17 protein-coding genes are annotated in these 16,785 nt (G+C 69.2%); 14 read left to right on the forward strand and 3 right to left on the reverse strand.

All coding sequences use genetic code 11. The annotated features are described in order from the left end of the window. The first annotated feature begins 110 nt into the window (after nt 1–110). The 3 genes from ED92_RS31955 to ED92_RS31965 all read left to right on the forward strand — a co-directional run bounded on the left by ED92_RS31955 (nt 111) and on the right by ED92_RS31965 (nt 4,035). Nucleotides 111–1,502: an alpha/beta hydrolase gene (locus ED92_RS31955; protein WP_037344893.1), complete on the forward strand. Its 1,392-nt coding sequence runs from the start codon at nt 111–113 to the stop codon at nt 1,500–1,502. Between the two features lie 128 nt (nt 1,503–1,630). Further along, nucleotides 1,631–2,563: a serine protease gene (locus ED92_RS31960; RefSeq protein ID WP_037344894.1), complete on the forward strand. Its 933-nt coding sequence runs from the start codon at nt 1,631–1,633 to the stop codon at nt 2,561–2,563. An 80-nt stretch (nt 2,564–2,643) separates the two neighbouring features. Further along, a complete protein-coding gene (locus tag ED92_RS31965) occupies nt 2,644–4,035 on the forward strand; it encodes a class II 3-deoxy-7-phosphoheptulonate synthase (protein WP_037345701.1) in 1,392 nt (463 codons plus the stop codon). A gap of 79 nt (nt 4,036–4,114) precedes the next feature. Here the strand turns inward: ED92_RS31965 and ED92_RS31970 are convergent, their stop codons facing one another. After that, nucleotides 4,115–5,419, reverse strand: a complete 1,305-nt coding sequence (locus ED92_RS31970; RefSeq protein ID WP_200882766.1) for a wax ester/triacylglycerol synthase family O-acyltransferase — start codon at nt 5,417–5,419, stop codon at nt 4,115–4,117. A 225-nt stretch (nt 5,420–5,644) separates the two neighbouring features. Between ED92_RS31970 and ED92_RS31975 the strand changes: the two genes are divergently transcribed. Then, on the forward strand, nt 5,645–6,154 hold the full coding sequence (locus tag ED92_RS31975; protein ID WP_037344897.1) for a DinB family protein: 510 nt from the start codon (nt 5,645–5,647) through the stop codon (nt 6,152–6,154). Here ED92_RS31975 and ED92_RS31980 read toward each other — a convergent pair. Together ED92_RS31980 and ED92_RS31985 are read right to left on the reverse strand one after the other, a co-directional pair. Next, complete coding sequence (locus tag ED92_RS31980) at nt 6,141–6,926, reverse strand: DUF1295 domain-containing protein (protein ID WP_037345702.1); 786 nt, start codon at nt 6,924–6,926, stop codon at nt 6,141–6,143. The genes ED92_RS31975 and ED92_RS31980 overlap by 14 nt on opposite strands. Then, entirely contained in the window at nt 6,926–8,197 is a 1,272-nt protein-coding gene (locus ED92_RS31985; RefSeq protein ID WP_037344899.1) for a cyclopropane-fatty-acyl-phospholipid synthase family protein, read from the reverse strand. The genes ED92_RS31980 and ED92_RS31985 overlap by 1 nt, the downstream gene beginning before the upstream one ends. 87 nt (nt 8,198–8,284) lie before the next feature. Between ED92_RS31985 and ED92_RS31990 the strand changes: the two genes are divergently transcribed. From ED92_RS31990 to ED92_RS32035, 10 genes are all read left to right on the forward strand, one after another. After that, nucleotides 8,285–9,562 carry an NAD(P)/FAD-dependent oxidoreductase gene (locus tag ED92_RS31990; protein ID WP_037344900.1) on the forward strand — a complete coding sequence of 426 codons (1,278 nt, stop codon included), beginning with the start codon at nt 8,285–8,287 and terminating at the stop codon, nt 9,560–9,562. Further along, nucleotides 9,556–10,296: a DUF1365 domain-containing protein gene (locus ED92_RS31995; protein WP_037344902.1), complete on the forward strand. Its 741-nt coding sequence runs from the start codon at nt 9,556–9,558 to the stop codon at nt 10,294–10,296. The genes ED92_RS31990 and ED92_RS31995 overlap by 7 nt, the downstream gene beginning before the upstream one ends. Beyond that, on the forward strand, nt 10,289–10,897 hold the full coding sequence (sigK, locus tag ED92_RS32000; RefSeq protein ID WP_037344903.1) for an ECF RNA polymerase sigma factor SigK: 609 nt from the start codon (nt 10,289–10,291) through the stop codon (nt 10,895–10,897). Before ED92_RS31995 ends, sigK begins: the two co-directional genes overlap by 8 nt. After that, nucleotides 10,894–11,664, forward strand: a complete 771-nt coding sequence (locus tag ED92_RS32005; RefSeq protein ID WP_037344904.1) for an anti-sigma factor domain-containing protein — start codon at nt 10,894–10,896, stop codon at nt 11,662–11,664. The genes sigK and ED92_RS32005 overlap by 4 nt, the downstream gene beginning before the upstream one ends. 250 nt (nt 11,665–11,914) lie before the next feature. After that, on the forward strand, nt 11,915–13,237 hold the full coding sequence (ftsZ, locus tag ED92_RS32010) for a cell division protein FtsZ (protein ID WP_037344905.1): 1,323 nt from the start codon (nt 11,915–11,917) through the stop codon (nt 13,235–13,237). Between the two features lie 74 nt (nt 13,238–13,311). Beyond that, a complete protein-coding gene (gene pgeF / locus ED92_RS32015) occupies nt 13,312–14,019 on the forward strand; it encodes a peptidoglycan editing factor PgeF (protein WP_037344906.1) in 708 nt (235 codons plus the stop codon). After that, nucleotides 14,016–14,747, forward strand: a complete 732-nt coding sequence (locus tag ED92_RS32020) for a YggS family pyridoxal phosphate-dependent enzyme (protein ID WP_037344907.1) — start codon at nt 14,016–14,018, stop codon at nt 14,745–14,747. Before pgeF ends, ED92_RS32020 begins: the two co-directional genes overlap by 4 nt. An 81-nt stretch (nt 14,748–14,828) precedes the next feature. Next, entirely contained in the window at nt 14,829–15,428 is a 600-nt protein-coding gene (locus tag ED92_RS32025; protein ID WP_037344908.1) for a cell division protein SepF, read from the forward strand. A 114-nt stretch (nt 15,429–15,542) separates the two neighbouring features. Beyond that, nucleotides 15,543–15,818 (forward strand): YggT family protein, encoded by a 276-nt coding sequence (locus ED92_RS32030; RefSeq protein WP_005155180.1) that lies wholly within the window; start codon nt 15,543–15,545, stop codon nt 15,816–15,818. A 54-nt stretch (nt 15,819–15,872) separates the two neighbouring features. Beyond that, nucleotides 15,873–16,733, forward strand: coding sequence for a DivIVA domain-containing protein (locus tag ED92_RS32035; RefSeq protein WP_037344910.1), 861 nt, complete (start codon nt 15,873–15,875; stop codon nt 16,731–16,733). Nucleotides 16,734–16,785 lie beyond the last annotated feature (52 nt).

The following is a 16,785-nucleotide window of genomic DNA, read 5'->3' on the forward strand; positions in this document are numbered from 1 at the left end:
CGGTGCGCGCCGACAGCGTGGTCGGCGCGTTCCTTCCTGCCCAAGGTGGAGGGCGGGGATCAACCTCCGGGCCGACGCGGTAGGGCGGCCGGTCACGCCACGCTTTCCGCATGAGAAAAACGTTGGCGATACTGGCTTTCCTGCCACTGGCGGTAGCCGTCCCGGCGACCGCCGATGCGGCTCCGGCGCTACGGTGGACGTCTCCCTGCCCGGACTACGGCATGACCCCCTCACCGACCGAGGGCCTCGAATGCGCGAAACTCCAGGTGCCGCTGGACTACGCCGATCCCGGCGGCCGGACCATCGAACTCACCGTCTCCCGTAAGGCGAGCAAATCGCCGAAGCGGCGCGGCGTGCTGCTCATGAACCCAGGCGGCCCGGGGAGCCCAGGCCTGGCGATGCCCGCGCAACTCGCGCAGCGACAGGGACAGTCCGGCCTGCTCGACAGCTACGACGTCATCGGGTTCGACCCCCGTGGGACGGTCTACAGCACGCCGGTGACCTGTGACCTGAGCGAGGAACAGCGGTTCATCCTCGTCGGCCCGTACGCGGAGGGTCCACGTGACGTCGCCGAGAAGGCGGTGAAGTCGCGTGCGGTGGCGAAGCAATGCGCCGAGTCGAAGACCGCGGATCTCCTTCCACACATGACCACCGCCAACACCGCGCGCGACCTGGACCGGATCCGCGCGGCGTTGGGGGAGCGGAAGATCTCGTACTACGGCGTTTCGTACGGGAGCTATCTCGGCGCGGCGTATGCGTCGATGTTCCCCGCGCGCACGGATCGGATCGTGCTGGACAGCCTGGTCGGCCCCAACGGGCTGGATGTCCAGGCACATCAGCGTTTCGCGGACGGCTTCGACGATCGCTTCGGCGACTTCGCGGCTTGGGCGGCGGCGCGAGACGACGTCTACCACCTCGGGCGGACACCGGCCGAGGTGACGGCGAAGTTCTTCGAGCTGGCCGAAAAGCGCCCAGGAGTCCGCACCGACACCTGGGGAGCGCTGTACGACGACGCGAACTTCCCCGGCCTCGCCGAGCGATGGGCCGCTCCGGCGGCGAAGGCACAAGGCGGGCCGCTCGACGGCGACAATCACGCCGCGCTCCAGCTGCAGGTGCTCTGCAACGACTCCGACTGGCCGGAAAGCGTTCGCTACTACCAAAAAGCGGTCGAACGGGCCCGCGTGACGCATCCGATGTTCGGCCCCGCGGCCGCGAACATCACGCCCTGCGCGTTCTGGCCGGTCGAGCGCCGCGAACCGCCCGTGCGGATCCACGACCGCGGGCCGTCGAACATCCTGCTGGTGCAGAACCTCCGTGACCCGGCGACGCCGCTGTCCGGTGCGCGGGAGCTGCGTTCGGCGTTGGGCGGACGGGCGAAGTTCGTCACCGTGGACGCCGGTGGGCATGGCGTCTTCACCAAGGAGAACGTCTGCGGCAACGACTTCGTGGTCCGGTACCTGCGGGACGGCGTCCTCCCGGCCGCCGACGCGCATTGCCGCTAGACCGAACGGCCCATACGCCACCCCGGATGCGGCCGAACGGCCGCTTGTACGCCCGGTAGCAGGACAAATACTTTCGAAATGTCGTGCAAGTCATACGGCAATTCACCGGTGGCGAAAGGTGGTACGCCATGAAGAGGACGGCTTCCCGGACGGGGATACTGGCGGCGCTCGTGGGGCTGGCGGTGACGGCGCTGACGGCCGTCGCGAATCCCGCCCACGCCGGGCCGGTCCAGCATCAGACGGCGATCGACGCACAGGCGGTCGCGGCCTACTGGACCCCGGAGCGGATGCGGTCGGCGGTGCCGATCGAACAGCTGGTCCAGGCGCCCGCCTTCACGCCGAAGGACGTCGCGAAGGGCACGAGCACGATCATCCAGAGCATCCCCAACGGCGGAGGCGCGTGGACCGGCGCGGGCAAGGTCGTGCAGACCGCGGGCCGGGTGTTCTTCACCATGGGCGGGCGGAACGCGTCGTGCTCCGGTGACGCGGTCACCAGCACCAACGGCAGTGTCGTGATCACCGCCGGGCACTGTGTGAAGTACCAGGGCGCCTGGCACACCAACTGGACCTTCGCTCCCGGCTACAACAACGGCAACACGCCCTACGGCACCTGGGCCGCGAAGACCACGCTGACCACTCCGCAGTGGGAAGCGAGCGAGGACATGAACTACGACATCGGCGCGGCCGTGGTGAACCCGCTCAACGGGCAGAAGCTGACCGACGTCGTCGGCGCGCAGGGGATCGCGTTCAACCAGGCGCGCAACCAGTCGATGTACACGTTCGGGTATCCGGCGGCGGCGCCGTACGACGGCACGAAGCTGATCTACTGCAGCGGGAGCACGTTCACCGACTTCCTGCTCACCAAGGACCACGGGATGAACTGCAACATGACCGGTGGTTCGAGCGGCGGCCCGTGGTTCCTCAACTTCAGCGAGGCGACCGGTGCGGGTATCCAGGCCTCGGTGAACAGCTTCGGCTACAACTTCCTGCCCGGCTACATGTTCGGTCCGTACTTCGGCACCGACGCGCAGAACCTCTACAACAAGGCCCAGGCCGCCTGATCTCCTCCGCCGCCCGTCCACTTTCTGGGACTTTCGTCCCGGTGGGCGGGCGGCTTTCGGCGCGGCATATCCTGGTGCCCGTGAACTGGACAGTGGACGTTCCCGTCGACACGCTCCCCGAACTGCCACCCCTGCCGCCCGAGCTGCGTGACCGGCTCGACGACGCGCTTTCCCGGCCCGCCGCGCAGCAGCCCGAGTGGCCGGACGCCGAGCTGACGAAGCGCGTACGCGGCGTGCTGGAGAGCGTGCCGCCGATCACCGTCCCCGCCGAGATCGACCGGCTTTCGGACCGGCTCGCCATGGTCGCCCGCGGTGAGGCGTTCCTGCTGCAGGGCGGCGACTGCGCGGAGACGTTCGAGTCGAACACCGAGCCGCATATCCGCGCCAACCTGCGCACCCTGCTGCAGATGGCCGTCGTCCTCACCTACGGCGCGAGCCTGCCGGTGGTGAAGGTCGGCCGGATCGCCGGCCAGTACGCGAAGCCGCGTTCGGCGTCCACCGACGCGCTCGGCCTGCCGGTGTACCGCGGCGACATCATCAACTCCCTCGTCGCCAAGCCCGAACTGCGGGTGCCCGACCCCGGCCGGATGATCCGCGCCTACGCGAACGCGGGCGCCGCGATGAACCTCGTCCGCGCGCTCACCGGCGCCGGTATGGCGGATCTGCACCAGGTGCACGACTGGAACAAGGACTTCGTGAAGTCCTCGCCCGCCAGCGAGCGCTACGAGGCGCTGGCCTCGGAAATCGACCGCGGCCTGCGGTTCATGTCGGCCTGCGGCGTCACCGACACCTCGCTCCAGTCCACCGAGATCTTCGCCAGCCACGAGGCGCTGCTGCTGGACTACGAGCGCTCCATGCTGCGGATGGACCGCGCGGACGCGGCGAACCCCAAGCTGTACAACCTGTCCTCGCACTTCCTGTGGGTGGGCGAGCGGACGCGGCAGCTCGACGGCGCGCACATCGCCTTCGCCGAACTGCTGGCCAACCCGATCGGTCTCAAGATCGGCCCGACGACCACGCCCGAGCAGGCCGTCGAGTACGTCCGGAGGCTCGACCCGCGCAACGAGCCCGGCCGCCTGACGCTGATCGCCCGGATGGGCAACGGCAAGGTGCGCGAGGTGCTGCCCGCGATCGTCGAGAAGGTCGAGGCGTCCGGGCACAAGGTCATCTGGCAGTGCGACCCGATGCACGGCAACACGCACGAGGCTTCGACCGGCTACAAGACCCGGCACTTCGACCGGATCGTGGACGAGGTGCAGGGCTTCTTCGAGGTGCACCGCAAACTCGGCACCTACCCCGGCGGCATCCACGTCGAGCTGACCGGCGAGGACGTCACCGAATGCCTCGGCGGCGCGCAGGAGATCTCGGATCTGGACCTTTCGGGCCGGTACGAGACCGCGTGCGACCCGCGGCTGAACACGCAGCAGTCGCTGGAGCTGGCGTTCCTGGTCGCGGAGATGCTGCGCGGCTGACCTGCCCTGGATGTCATGAAAGGGCCGTTCAGGACAAAAAATGTCCTGAACGGCCCTTTCATGACACTTGGCGCTACAGCTAGGCGGTGTCCAGCAGGCGCGAAGCGGACTTGAGCACGCCGTCCCGCAGCGAGCCCACGTCCGAGACCGCCGCCCCGTTCGCCTGCAGTCCGATGTGGACCGAGTCGCGATAGGTCGCCACCGCGATCCCGAGCGCCTGCCGCGGCGCCAGCGGCACGAACGGGTACACGCCCGAAACCTTCGTCCCGTCCAGGGTGAGCCGGTTGGGCGGCACCGGCACCGTGGTCACCACGAGGTCGAACAGCAGCGGCGCGGCCAGCCCGGCTGCCTTCGAACCGAGCCGGTGCAGCATCGGCGGCATCCGGTCGGCGAGCAGCGGGAAGGCGCCCGCGCCCCGCGCCGGGCCCGCGGCCTTGTTCCGGCTCATCTCGCGCTGGACGGCCAGCAGCCGCTCGACCGGATCGTCGAGGCCGACCGGCAGCTCGCAGAGGTACCCGGACAGCTTGTTCCCGCCGAGCTGCTCGGCGGACCGCCCGCGCACGCTTACCGGGATGAGCGCCCGCAGCGTCCGGTCGTCGGCGCGCTGGCCGCGGTTGATCATCCATTCGCGCAGCGCGCCGCTGAGGATCGCCAGCACGACGTCGTTCGCGGTCCCGCCGTGGGTCCGGCGGATCCGGCGGATCTCGGCCGTGTCCAGCCGGACGAGGCCGAGCCGTCGTTCGGTCGACGGCGGCGCGCTGATCGGGGACAGCGGCGAACGCGTCGCGCGCACCACCGACGACGCGATCCCGGCCTGGGCCAGCGTCGAGCCGACCGCTTCCTTGACCGCGTCCACAGGGGACCGTGGCGGGGGCGGCACGGACCCGCTGTGCGGACGCCTCGGCGCACGCGGCAGATCGTCGAGCAGGCCGACGGCGACGGCGTACGCGCCCGCACCGTCGGTCAGCGCGTGGTGCAGTTTCAGCAGCAACGCGAACTCGCCGTCCGGCAGGCCGGTGACGAGATGCAAGTCCCACAACGGTTTTCCGGTGTCGAGCGGCCGTCCCATCCATCGTGACGCGTAGGCGGAGAGCGGGTCCGGTTCGTACAGGGAGCTCAGGTGGTGATGTGAAATATGTTCACTGGCAACGAAATCCGGGTCTTCGGCCCAGATCGCGGCGCCGGGCGGGAACAGCGCGGTGCGGGGACGCTGACGCAGCTTGGGGAGCCGCGCCGCCCGCTCGGCGAGCAGCGTGGTCAGCTCGCGCGCGTGCACCTGCCCGTGCGGACGGAAGGTGACCACCGCCCCCATGTGCATGGGCGTCGTTTCGCTTTCCAGGCAAAGGAAAGCGACATCGAGTGCGCTCAGCTGCAGGCCTGACATCAGTGACCTTTCTCCGGGAACCGGCGGGCGATGGGCACAACTGCACCAGCCTGACATGACGGGCGGGTGGTCGTCATGTTTCCTGGGCGCTAACTACCGTGGGGTTCACTCGAACGATGGGATCACGTTCGGACATGGACCACGGCTCTGCGACAGATGGTGGACAGTGCCTCCCCGGGTAACTCGTTAGCGGATCATCCGAGGAAACCGGCAGACTGCACGACCATGACCGACGAACCGAAGCGCCCCGAACCGCCGCTCACCGGCGACGAGCGCACCCAGCTGAACGGCTTCCTCGACTTCCTCCGCGCCACCGTCGTGTGGAAATGCTCCGGCCTCACCGACGAGCAGGCCCGGCGACCGCTCGTCCCCAGCGAACTGACCACCGTCGCCGGTCTGCTCGGGCATCTGACCCTCGTCGAGCAGTACTGGTTCAACGTGGTGCTCGGCGGGCAGGAGGACGTCTGGAAGGAGGCGCTGGAGGCCGATCCGGACGCCGAGTTCCGGGTCGCCATGCAGACCCCGATCGAGCAGCTGATCGCCGCCTACGAGGCCGAGTGCGAGCGCAGCCGCAAGATCGTCGAAGCGATGGGGCTGGACGACGAGGTCCCTTTCCGTGGCGACCGCAAGGTCAACGTCCGGTTCGTGGTCGCGCACATGATCGAGGAGACCGGCAGGCACGCCGGCCACCTCGACCTGTTGCGCGAGCTGACGGACGGTCTCACCGGGGAGTGACGCGGCGAGGGGGCAGCGGGAAGAACCCGCTGGTCCGCTCGACGTACGTCGCGTATCCCGGCCGCGAACGCCGCAAACCCTTCTCCAGCAAAGGTTTTCCGGTCCCCTTGGCCAGCGTGTACGTCATCGCGATCGGCGACAGCACGGTCGCCGCCCCCACCCAGCTCGAACACGCCAGCAGGTACAGGCCCCACCACACGCACGCGTCCCCGAAGTAGTTGGGATGCCGGGTGTAGCGCCACAGCCCGCTGTCGAGCACCTTCCCCTTGTTGCCCGGGTCGGCCTTGAACCGGCGCAACTGCTCGTCGCCGACCGTCTCGAACCCGAAGCCCACCAGCCACACCGCGACGCCCAGCCACGCCGTCACCCCGAAGGTGTCGCCGTACATCGCGAACTGGACCGGCAGCGAGACGAACCAGAGCACCACGGCCTGCACCAGGTACACGCGGACGAACAGCTTGAGCGCCGGATTCGGGCCGGCGCTCTCGGCCATCCGCACATAGCGCGGGTCTTCGGGCAAGTTGTGGTTGCGCAGGTGGAGGTGGACGCCGAGGCGTACGCCCCAGACCGCGGTCAGCAGCGCGGTGACCACGCGCAGCGCGACCGACCCGTCCCCGAGCGGGGCCGCCACCAGCGCGACGAGCGCGAAGCCGGGGCCCCACAGCGTGTCGACGGTGTCGTACCGCTTCCGCCATCGCGCGATGCCGAAGGTGATGACGAAGGCCAGCAGCGTCGCGCCCGCCGTGACCGCGAGGGTCCCGCCGAGAGGCATCAGGACCACTCCCGGGTGGCGGGCAGCGCGCTCAAGCCCTCTGCCGACGAACGGACCGCGAGGATCTGGTCCACGCCCATCCGGTTCTCCTCGAACGCGAGCGCCCCGCCGACCAGGTACAGCCGCCACACCCGGGCGCCGGATTCACCGATCAGCGCGACGACGTCGTCCCAGTTGCTTTCGAGCGTCTTCTCCCAGGCCCGGACCGTGCGCACGTAGTGCTCTCGCAGCGCGTGGACGTCGCGGATCTCGAATCCGGCGGTCTCCAGATGCCCGAGCGTGCGGCTCAGCGGCCGCATCGTCATGTCGGGGGCGATGTAGCGTTCGATGAACGCGCCGCCGCCGGGCGCCACCGCGCCGCGCGACATCTGCTGCAGGACCAGCCGTCCGGTGGGCTTGAGCATCCGGTACAGCGTCCGGGTGTACTCCGGGTAGTTCTCCTCGCCGACGTGCTCACCCATCTCGATGGAGGCGACGGCGTCGAAGGGCTCGTCACGCAGTTCGCGGTAGTCCTGCCGCCGGACCTCGACGCGATCCTCCAGATCGTGCTGGACGAGGCGGCCGCGGACGTGCTGCAGCTGCTCCGCCGACAGCGTGATCCCGACGGCGGTCACGCCGTGATGTTTCGCCGCGTGCACCAGGAGCGAGCCCCAGCCGCAGCCGACGTCGAGCAGCCGCATCCCCGGGCGCAGGCCGAGCTTGCGGCAGATCAGTTCGAGCTTGTCCCACTGCGCCTGTTCGAGGTCGTACCCCTCGTCCTCGGACGTCCAGTACGCCGACGAGTAGGCCATCGATTCGTCCATCAACAGCTGGTAGAAGGCGTTGCTGAGGTCGTAGTGGTGCGCGATCGCCGACTTGTCGCGGAGCAGGGTGTGCAGCTTCCCGGACAGCCGGGCCTCCTCGGCGGGCGGCTTGGGCGGCGGCCCGGCGACACCGAGGCCCACGGCGAGACGCAAGGCCTCGGCCCAGTCGCGCGGGCCGAGCTTCGCGCCACGCACGGCGCCCGAACGGGTCAGCGCCCAGATCCGGCGGAATCCGTCGGCGAGATCGCCCTCGACGTCGAGATCACCCGAGACGTACGCCCTGGCCAGGCCCAATTCGCCGGGGGCGTAGAGGAGACGGCGCAGGGCCCGGCGGTTGTGGAGTACCACGGTCGGGGCATCCGGCGGACCGGCGCGTACGCCATCCCAGGTACGCAAACCGACCGGAAGGGCACCACCGAGGAGCCGCTCGACGAACGGGGCTAGGCGGGACACAGGACTGTTCGGCATAGTCGTCATTCGCTCCCGGACCGGAAAGGGATGGGTCGGATGCCGAGCCGGTTCACGAGATCCAATCCTCGCCCGATCCGGCTCCGAATGCTTCACGTGCACACCAAGGGTCAACGCATCGGAGTCATCGGCAGCGGCGTGGCCGGCCTCACGGCCGCCTATCTGCTGCAACGCCGCTACGAGGTACTGCTGTTCGAAGCCGAGGACAGGCTGGGCGGGCACGCGCACACCCACGACGTCCCGAGCGCGCACGGCGGCACCGTCGGCGTCGATTCCGGGTTCATCGTGCACAACGAGCGTACCTACCCGAACCTGCTCCGCCTGTTCGCCGAACTGGGCGTCGCCACCCGCGACACCGAGATGTCGATGAGCATCCGCTGCGACGGCTGCGGGCTCCAGTACGCCGGCGCGAAGGGCCTGAAAGGCCTGTTCGCGCAGCCGCGCAACGTCGCACGGGGCCGCTACCTGCGGATGCTCGCCGACGTCAAGCGCTTCCACCGGCACGCGAGGCGCGTCCTCGAAGCGCCCGAGGCCGGAGACGTCACCCTCGGCGCCTTCCTCGCGATCGGCGGGTACACGAAGTACTTCGTCGACCACTTCATGCTCCCGGTCGTTTCGACCGTCTGGTCCGCCGACCGGACCGACACGCTCAAGTACCCCGCGCGCTACCTGTTCGAGTTCCTCCGCAACCACGGGATGCTGTCGGTCGGCGGGTCCCCGAAGTGGCGCACCGTCGTCGGCGGCTCCCGCGAGTACGTCGAGCGGGCCGCCAAACAGCTGACCGCGGTGCATCTGTCGACTCCGGTCCGCTCGGTCAAGCGCACCGCTCGGGGGATCGAGGTCCGCGACGACGCCGACACGCGGCACCGGCTCGACAAGGTCGTCCTGGCCACGCACGCGGACCAGGCGCTGAAGCTGCTCGCGTCGCCGACCGCGGCGGAGCGCGACGTCCTCGGGGCGTTCCGGTACTCCAGCAACGAGGCGTGGCTGCACACCGACACCGGCGTGCTCCCGACGGCGGAATCGGCGCGGGCGGGCTGGAACTACGCGACGCCGTTCTGCGGTGCCCATCACGGCGCGGTCCAGGTGTCCTACGACATGAACCGACTGATGCGGCTCGACGAGCCGACCGGCTACGTCGTCACGCTCAACCCGGGCACCGGCCCGGCCGACGGCTCGGTGCTGGCCAAGATGACCTATGAACATCCCGTCTACACGCCGGAATCCGTGGCCGCCCAGCGCCGTCTGCCCGAACTGAACGACGGCACGGTAGCCTTCGCTGGCGCGTACCACGGCTGGGGATTCCACGAGGACGGCTGCGCGTCCGGTGTCCGCGCGGCCGAGAACTTCGGGGTGCGATGGTGACCGTCATGGCCGTGCTCTACGACTCCACGGTGGCGCATGTCCGGCGCGTCGAGCCGCCGATCTCGTTCGCCCACCGGATCTACCTGTGGTTCGTCGACCTCGATGTGCCGCCGAAGCTGCCGTGGTGCCTTCGCCCCTTCGCCCGCTTCGACTCGCGAGACCACTTCGCGCCCGAGGACACCTCCAGCATCCGGTCCAAATTGGACCGCTGGCTCGCGGCGCGCGGCGTCGACCTCCGCGGCGGCCGGGTGCTGATGCTGGCTGGCGCGCGGATGCTCGGCCACAACTTCAACCCGATCACCCTGTACTGGTGCCACCGGCCCGACGGCGAACTCGAATGCGTCGTCGCCGAGGTGCACAACACCTACGGGGGCAGGCACGCGTACCTCCTTCGCCCCGACGAGGCCGGGAACGCCTTCGCGGACAAGGAGTTCTACGTCTCGCCGTTCCAGTCGATGGACGGCGAGTACCGGATGGCGGTACCCCGGCCGGAGTCGCTGCTTTCGGTCAAGATCGCCCTCCATCAGGACGGCCGGACACCGTTGATCGCGTCGTTGCGCGGTGTGCGTCGCCCGGTCACCGCCAAGTGGCTGGCGCACATGCTGATCACCCGTCCGCTCATGCCGCACCGGGTCTCCGCGCTGATCCGGCGGCATGGGGTCAAACTGTGGTTGAAGAAGGCGCCGATCACCCCACGGACGCCGCAGACGGCCGGAGGCAGGCTTGATGGATGAATCGGCACGCCCGCGCCGGATGGCGCCCGTCCCCGGTGACGGCGAACCGGCCGGTCCGACGGCGGAGGAACTGCTCGTCCGGGTCGCGAAGGGGGACGAACGGGCCTTCGACGCCTTGTACGACCAGCTCGCCGGGCCGGTCCTCGGCCTCGTGCGGCGGATCCTCCGTGACGCCGCGCAGTCCGAAGAGGTCACGCAGGAGGTCATGGTGGAGCTGTGGCGCACGGCCACGCGCTACTCCCCGGAGCGGGGGAGCGCGCTGAACTGGGCCATGACGCTCGCGCACCGCCGCGCCGTCGACCGCGTCCGCTCGGCACGCGCCAGTTCGGACCGCGAGGTCAAGGCGACCTTCGAGGCCGCCCGCGCGCGGCCCTTCGACGAGGTGGCGGAGGCCGTCGCGGCCCGTTGGGAGCGTTCGCAGGTACGCCGCTGCCTGACCACCCTCACCGAGCTGCAACGGGAATCCGTCCTGCTCGCCTACTACCAGGGCTATACCTATCGCGAGGTCTCAGAGGTGCTGCAGACCCCGCACGGAACCATCAAGACCCGGCTCCGGGACGGCCTGATCAGGCTCCGGGACTGTTTGGGGGTGACGGCATGACCATGCCCGAAATGCACACGCTCACCGGCGCGTACGCCGTCGACGCGCTGTCCGAAGTGGAGCGAGCGCAGTTCCAGCGCCACCTCGCCGAGTGCGCCTCGTGCGCGCAGGAGGTCCTCGAACTGCAGATGACGGCGACCCGGCTCGGTGCCGCGCTGGCCGAAGACCCGCCGCCCGAACTCAAACGCCGCGTGCTCGCCGAGGCGATGGCGACCAGGCAGCAGCCGCCGAAGACGCGCTTCGGCGCGGGCGAGCGCGTCAAGGACCGGCGTCGCGCCCCGCGCTGGGCGATCGCCGCGGTGGCCGCGGCCGTCGTCGGGCTCGCGGGCACCGCCGTGTTCGGCGGGATCGCCTACGACAACCACTCGCAGCTGACGGCCGCGCGGGAGCGTGCGGCGCAGTACGCGGAGCGCTACGCCCCGGTCGCCGACGTCCTTTCGGCCGCCGATCTCCGGACCGGGCACGCCGAGACCTCGGCCGGCGGCGGTGGCACCGTGATGATGTCGCGCGCGAAGGACCGGCTGGTGTTCATGGCGGCGCAGCTGCCGGCGAACGAACCGGGCCGGACCTATCAGGCCTGGCTCATGTACCCGGGTGCCGCGCCCAAGCCCGCCGGGCTCATTTCCGGTGGTCAGGACGGTGCACTGCTGGTCGCCGACGGGCTCGGCGGGGCGGAGAAGTTCGCGCTCAGCGTCGAACAGGCCGGTGGATCACCGACCGGGTCGCCGTCGAAGGACGTCGTCATGGTCATGTCGATGCCCACCTGATCTTCGCTTTTACCAGGCCGCCGTTCGCCGCCGCGACCGGGTCTCGCTCTTGCGCCCGCGAACATGTTGTGGCAAAACACCTTTGCGACACACGGCGTGGCTACTGGATTCGAGCCAGCCTGGTGCATACCGTCCTGCTTCAACGTCGGCAGTTGACATAACTCTCAATCTGAACTTCAGCTCGAGGGTTCGGTACAGGCTCAGCGACCGGCGGGCAGCACGGGCACACACGATCAGGAAGGCGGCCCCGATGACGCCCCCGCACAACTACCTTGCGGTGATCAAGGTCGTCGGTATCGGCGGCGGCGGCGTGAACGCCGTGAACCGCATGATCGAGGTCGGCCTCAAGGGCGTCGAGTTCATCGCGGTGAACACCGACGCGCAGGCACTGCTCATGTCCGACGCCGACGTCAAGCTCGACATCGGCCGGGAACTGACCCGCGGCCTCGGTGCCGGCGCCGCCCCCGAGGTGGGGCAGAAGGCCGCCGAGGACCACCGCGAAGAGATCGAAGAGGTCATCAAGGGCGCCGACATGGTGTTCGTGACCGCGGGCGAGGGCGGTGGCACCGGCACCGGTGGCGCGCCGGTCGTCGCCCAGATCGCCCGCAAACTCGGCGCGCTGACCATCGGCGTCGTCACCCGCCCGTTCACCTTCGAGGGCAAGCGGCGCAGCAAGCAGGCCGAAGAGGGCATCCAGCAGCTGCGCAACGAATGCGACACGCTCATCGTGATCCCGAACGACCGGCTGCTGCAGCTGGGCGACATCGGCGTCTCGCTGATGGACGCCTTCCGTTCGGCGGACGAGGTGCTGCTTTCGGGTGTCCAGGGCATCACCGACCTGATCACCACGCCGGGTCTGATCAACCTGGACTTCGCCGACGTCAAGAGCGTCATGTCCGGCGCGGGTTCCGCGCTGATGGGCATCGGCTCGGCGCGCGGCGAGGGCCGGGCGATCCAGGCCGCGGAGAAGGCGATCAACTCGCCGCTGCTGGAAGCGTCGATGGACGGGGCGCACGGCGCGCTGCTGTCGATCGCGGGCGGATCGGACCTCGGCCTGTTCGAGATCAACGAAGCCGCCTCGCTGGTGCAGGAGTCCGCGCACCCCGACGCCAACATCATCTTCGGGACGATCATCGACGACTCGCTCGGCGACGAGGTGCGGGTCACCGTGATCGCGGCCGGTTTCGACGCCGGCACCCCGACGCACAAGAAGCTCGACCCGCCCGCGTTCGGCTCCCGCACGAACTCGACCGCGTCCGCGCAGGCCGGCCAGGTCAACGCCGGCGGGGCGACCCCGGTGCAGAGCCCGCCTTCGGGCGCCACGCCGGTGCCGTCGACCGGGTCGAACGGCTACCCGGTCGCGCCGCCGCGCACGCACACGCCGATGCCGTCCACCCGCAACGAGGGCAACGGTTCGCTGAGCGGCGGGCTCCCGCAGCCCGGCGGCGGTTCGCGCGGCTACTCGCCGATCGGGTCGAACACGAACCACGGCAGCCTGCCCGGCCGCGCGACCCCGGTGCACGACGACCCGTCGGACGACGAGGTCGACGTGCCGCCGTTCATGCGCCGGTAGTTCGCCAGTACGTTCCGTGAAGGCCTCCTTGACTACAGTCGAGGGGGCCTTCACTCAGGTCTAGGAGGAAAAGCGTGCGGGTACGGCGGGTCGTCACGACACGGGCGGGCGGGGCTTCCCGCGCGCCTTACGACACCTTCAACCTCGGTGATCACGTCGGCGACGACGCGGGCGACGTCTACGCCAACCGCAAGCGCCTCGCCACCGAACTCGGCCTCGCCGAGGACAGGCTGGCGTGGATGGAGCAGGTCCACGGCCGGACAGCGACCATCGTGGACGGCTCGGAGACCTCCGCCGCCGAAGCGACCGACGCGCTCGTGACGGCCGAGCCCGGCCTCGCGCTCGTGGTGCTCGTCGCCGACTGCGTACCTCTTCTGCTGGCCGACGCCGACGCCGGTGTCGTCGCCGCCGTCCACGCGGGCCGCGTCGGCGCCAGGGTCGGCGTCGTCCCCGCCGCGGTCGAGGCGATGCGTTCGGTCGGCGCCGAACCGGCCAGGACCGAAGCACTGCTCGGTCCCGCGATCTGCGGCGACTGCTACGAAGTCCCCGCCGACATGGCCGCCGACGTCGAAAAGCACGTGCCGGGCAGCGCCTGCAAAACCCGCAAGGGCACGCCGGGGCTCGACCTGCGGGCCGGTCTCTGGCGGCAGCTGGCCGACCTCGGCGTCGGCAAGATCGGCGTGGATCCGCGCTGTACCAACGAAGACAAGACGCTCTTCAGCTTCCGCCGCGACGGCACCACGGGCCGGATCGCCGGGATCACCTGGCTGGACGCGTCATGAGTGACACCCGCAAGGGGGAACTCGCCGCTTCCCTCGCCGAAGTGGAAGAGCGGATCGCGGCCGCGTGCAAATCCGCCGGCCGGGCCCGCGACGAGGTCAAACTGCTCGCGGTCACCAAGACCTTCCCGGCGCTCGACGCCGCGCTGCTCGCCGACCTCGGCGCGCTCGACCTCGCCGAGAACCGCGATCAGGAAGCGGGCGCGAAGGCCGAAGAGGTCGCCGGTCTGCGCCCGGACGCCCGGATCCGCTGGCATATGGTCGGCAGCCTGCAGCGGAACAAGGCCAAATCGGTCGTGCGGTGGGCCGACGAGGTCCAGTCCGTCGACTCCGAACGGCTGGCCGAGGCACTCGCGAAGGCGACCAAGTCGGCCCTCGATTCCGGGCAACGCGAGCACCCGCTGGACGTCCTCATTCAAGTAAGTCTCGATGACGATCCGAAGCGCGGGGGCATTCGGTTGAGCGACGTGAGCCATTTGGCGGAGCGGATAGCCCATGTGGGTGATATTCGCCTCCGGGGGCTTATGGCGGTCGCGCCGCTGGGTACTGATCCCGCGGAGGCGTTCGGGAAACTCGCCCGAGCGTCGGAGCGTCTACGGGAAGAACACCCAAATGCCCGTGAGATCTCCGCCGGAATGAGCAATGATCTCGAGCAGGCGATCGCGCACGGGTCGACCTGTGTGCGTGTCGGAACCGCGTTGCTCGGTGGACGCGGTTTAGCCTCGCCTTAGGGAATACCGTCCCGTCGTTACGGGGAGTGGCGGCGAGGGCGGGGGAGTACGTGCGGGACGCGGCTAAGGCTAGGGAGAGGCATGAGCGCGCTGCAGAAGCTGAAGGCCTACTTCGGGATGGTGCCCGCGGACGAAGACGGCTATGACGTCGAGGATGAGTACCGGCGAGGCTACGCCGACGACGAGTACGACTACGACGACGAGCCGCCGGCCCGGTCACGGGGTGGACGTTACCGGGACGAAGTTGACACTTACGACGAGCCCGCGCCCCGGCCTCGGTCACGCTCCGTGGCCAGTCCGGAGCCGGCCGTCCACGGAGCGCTGGCGATGGACCGTCAGCCGGAGCCGGTCGCGCGGCTGCGGCCGGTCACCGAGCCGGTGCGTCCGGCGGTGCGTGACCCGTTGAGCCGGATCACGACGCTGCACCCGACGAGCTACGCGGAAGCGCGCGCGATCGGGGAGCACTACCGGGAGGGCATCCCGGTGATCATGAACCTCACGGAGATGGAGAACGCGGACGCGAAGCGTCTCGTCGACTTCGCCGCGGGGCTCGCTTTCGCGTTGCGCGGATCGATGGACAAGGTCACCAACAAGGTGTTCCTTCTCTCACCGCCCGATGTGGATGTCACCGCGGAGGACCGTCGGCGGATTGCCGAAGGCGGATTATTCCTGCGCGGCTGATCACCCGGTGACCGCTGAGCGCAGCCGGATGTGATTTTGTCGACTCATCGGCATCCGCGGCCCGTCGACCGCGTCTTTTGACGTGAGGCATGGCAGAGTGGTTACGTGAATGCTGTGTTGCTGGTCGTCTGGTACGTGCTGTTCGCCTTCTGGCTCCTGCTGACGGCACGGATCGTCGTCGAGCTCGTGCGTGCTTTCGCTCGCGAGTGGCGTCCTGCCGGAGGGGTTGCGGTAACGCTCGAGACCATCTACACAGTGACCGACCCACCGGTTCGTCTGTTCAGACGAATCATCCCGACCGTACGAATCGGCGGCGTCGGACTGGACTTATCGATTATGGTGCTGCTGTTGGTTGTGTTCTTCGCGATGCAGCTGGCAACGCCAGGGTGATTTTCGGGGAAGCCCCGGTGGACCTGCAGGCCATGGAGTGCGTGAGGTGATCTGATGTCGTTGACCCCCGCTGACGTGCATAACGTCGCGTTCAGCAAGCCGCCCATTGGCAAAAGGGGCTACAACGAGGACGAGGTGGACGCGTTCCTCGACCTGGTGGAGACCGAGCTTGCCCGGTTGATCGAGGACAACAACGAGCTGCGGCAGCAGGTCGAGCAGCTCGACAACGAGCTCGAGACCACGCGTGGTGAGCTCGAAAACGCCAAGGCCGGCGCCGTCGGCCCGCCGCCGCAGGTACGCGACGAGCCGTCGCGCCGCCTGGCGCCGGTGCCGCCGCCGCAGTCGGCGATGGAGCAGACCCAGGCCCACTCGATGGTGCCGGACAACGGGGAGCCCAACGTCCAGGCCGCGAAGGTGCTCGGGCTGGCGCAGGAAATGGCCGACCGGCTCACCGCCGAGGCCAAGACCGAGTCGGACGGCATGCTCGCCGAAGCCCGGACCAAGTCCGAGCAGCTGCTGTCGGACGCGCGGTCCAAGTCGGACTCGATGGTGAACGAGGCGCGTACGCGTGCCGAGACGATGCTGAACGACGCGCGGACCCGTGCCGAGACCTTGGAGCGCCAGGCGCGCGACAAGGCGACGACCATGGAGCGCGAGGCTCAGCGCAAGTACACCGAGACCATGAACAACATGAACGCGGAGAAGGGCTCGCTGGGCAAGAAGATCGAAGAGCTGCGCACGATCGAGCGGGAGTACCGCACGAGGCTGCGCGGGTTCCTCGAGTCCCAGCTGCGTGAGCTCGACGACCGCGGTTCGGCCGCTCCCGCCTCGGCGTCCTCGTCGAACTCGGGGCAGTCCTCGTCCTCCGGTAGCGGACAGGGTTACTCGTTCGGTCCTCGGGCCGAAGCGGGCTGATCTCTGCTCCGGTTTGTTTCTACACAGTGGAACGGCCTCGGCACTCTCCGGA

The sequence above is a fragment of the Amycolatopsis sp. MJM2582 genome (genome assembly GCF_000754115.1).
Classification (GTDB): domain Bacteria; phylum Actinomycetota; class Actinomycetes; order Mycobacteriales; family Pseudonocardiaceae; genus Amycolatopsis; species Amycolatopsis japonica.

Excerpts from the sequence above, each read along its gene's own strand:
- sigK (WP_037344903.1), top strand. The coding sequence starts at position 10,289 with ATGGATGAATCGGCACGCCCGCGCCGGATGGCGCCCGTCCCCGGTGAC.
- ftsZ (WP_037344905.1), top strand. The coding sequence starts at position 11,915 with ATGACGCCCCCGCACAACTACCTTGCGGTGATCAAGGTCGTCGGTATC.
- ED92_RS31990 (WP_037344900.1), top strand. The coding sequence starts at position 8,285 with ATGCTTCACGTGCACACCAAGGGTCAACGCATCGGAGTCATCGGCAGC.
- ED92_RS31960 (WP_037344894.1), top strand. The coding sequence starts at position 1,631 with ATGAAGAGGACGGCTTCCCGGACGGGGATACTGGCGGCGCTCGTGGGG.
- ED92_RS32020 (WP_037344907.1), top strand. The coding sequence starts at position 14,016 with ATGAGTGACACCCGCAAGGGGGAACTCGCCGCTTCCCTCGCCGAAGTG.
- ED92_RS31985 (WP_037344899.1), bottom strand. The coding sequence starts at position 8,197 with ATGCCGAACAGTCCTGTGTCCCGCCTAGCCCCGTTCGTCGAGCGGCTC.
- ED92_RS31955 (WP_037344893.1), top strand. The coding sequence starts at position 111 with ATGAGAAAAACGTTGGCGATACTGGCTTTCCTGCCACTGGCGGTAGCC.
- ED92_RS32035 (WP_037344910.1), top strand. The coding sequence starts at position 15,873 with ATGTCGTTGACCCCCGCTGACGTGCATAACGTCGCGTTCAGCAAGCCG.
- ED92_RS32025 (WP_037344908.1), top strand. The coding sequence starts at position 14,829 with ATGAGCGCGCTGCAGAAGCTGAAGGCCTACTTCGGGATGGTGCCCGCG.
- ED92_RS31975 (WP_037344897.1), top strand. The coding sequence starts at position 5,645 with ATGACCGACGAACCGAAGCGCCCCGAACCGCCGCTCACCGGCGACGAG.
- ED92_RS31980 (WP_037345702.1), bottom strand. The coding sequence starts at position 6,926 with ATGCCTCTCGGCGGGACCCTCGCGGTCACGGCGGGCGCGACGCTGCTG.
- ED92_RS31970 (WP_200882766.1), bottom strand. The coding sequence starts at position 5,419 with ATGTCAGGCCTGCAGCTGAGCGCACTCGATGTCGCTTTCCTTTGCCTG.
- ED92_RS32005 (WP_037344904.1), top strand. The coding sequence starts at position 10,894 with ATGACCATGCCCGAAATGCACACGCTCACCGGCGCGTACGCCGTCGAC.
- ED92_RS31995 (WP_037344902.1), top strand. The coding sequence starts at position 9,556 with ATGGTGACCGTCATGGCCGTGCTCTACGACTCCACGGTGGCGCATGTC.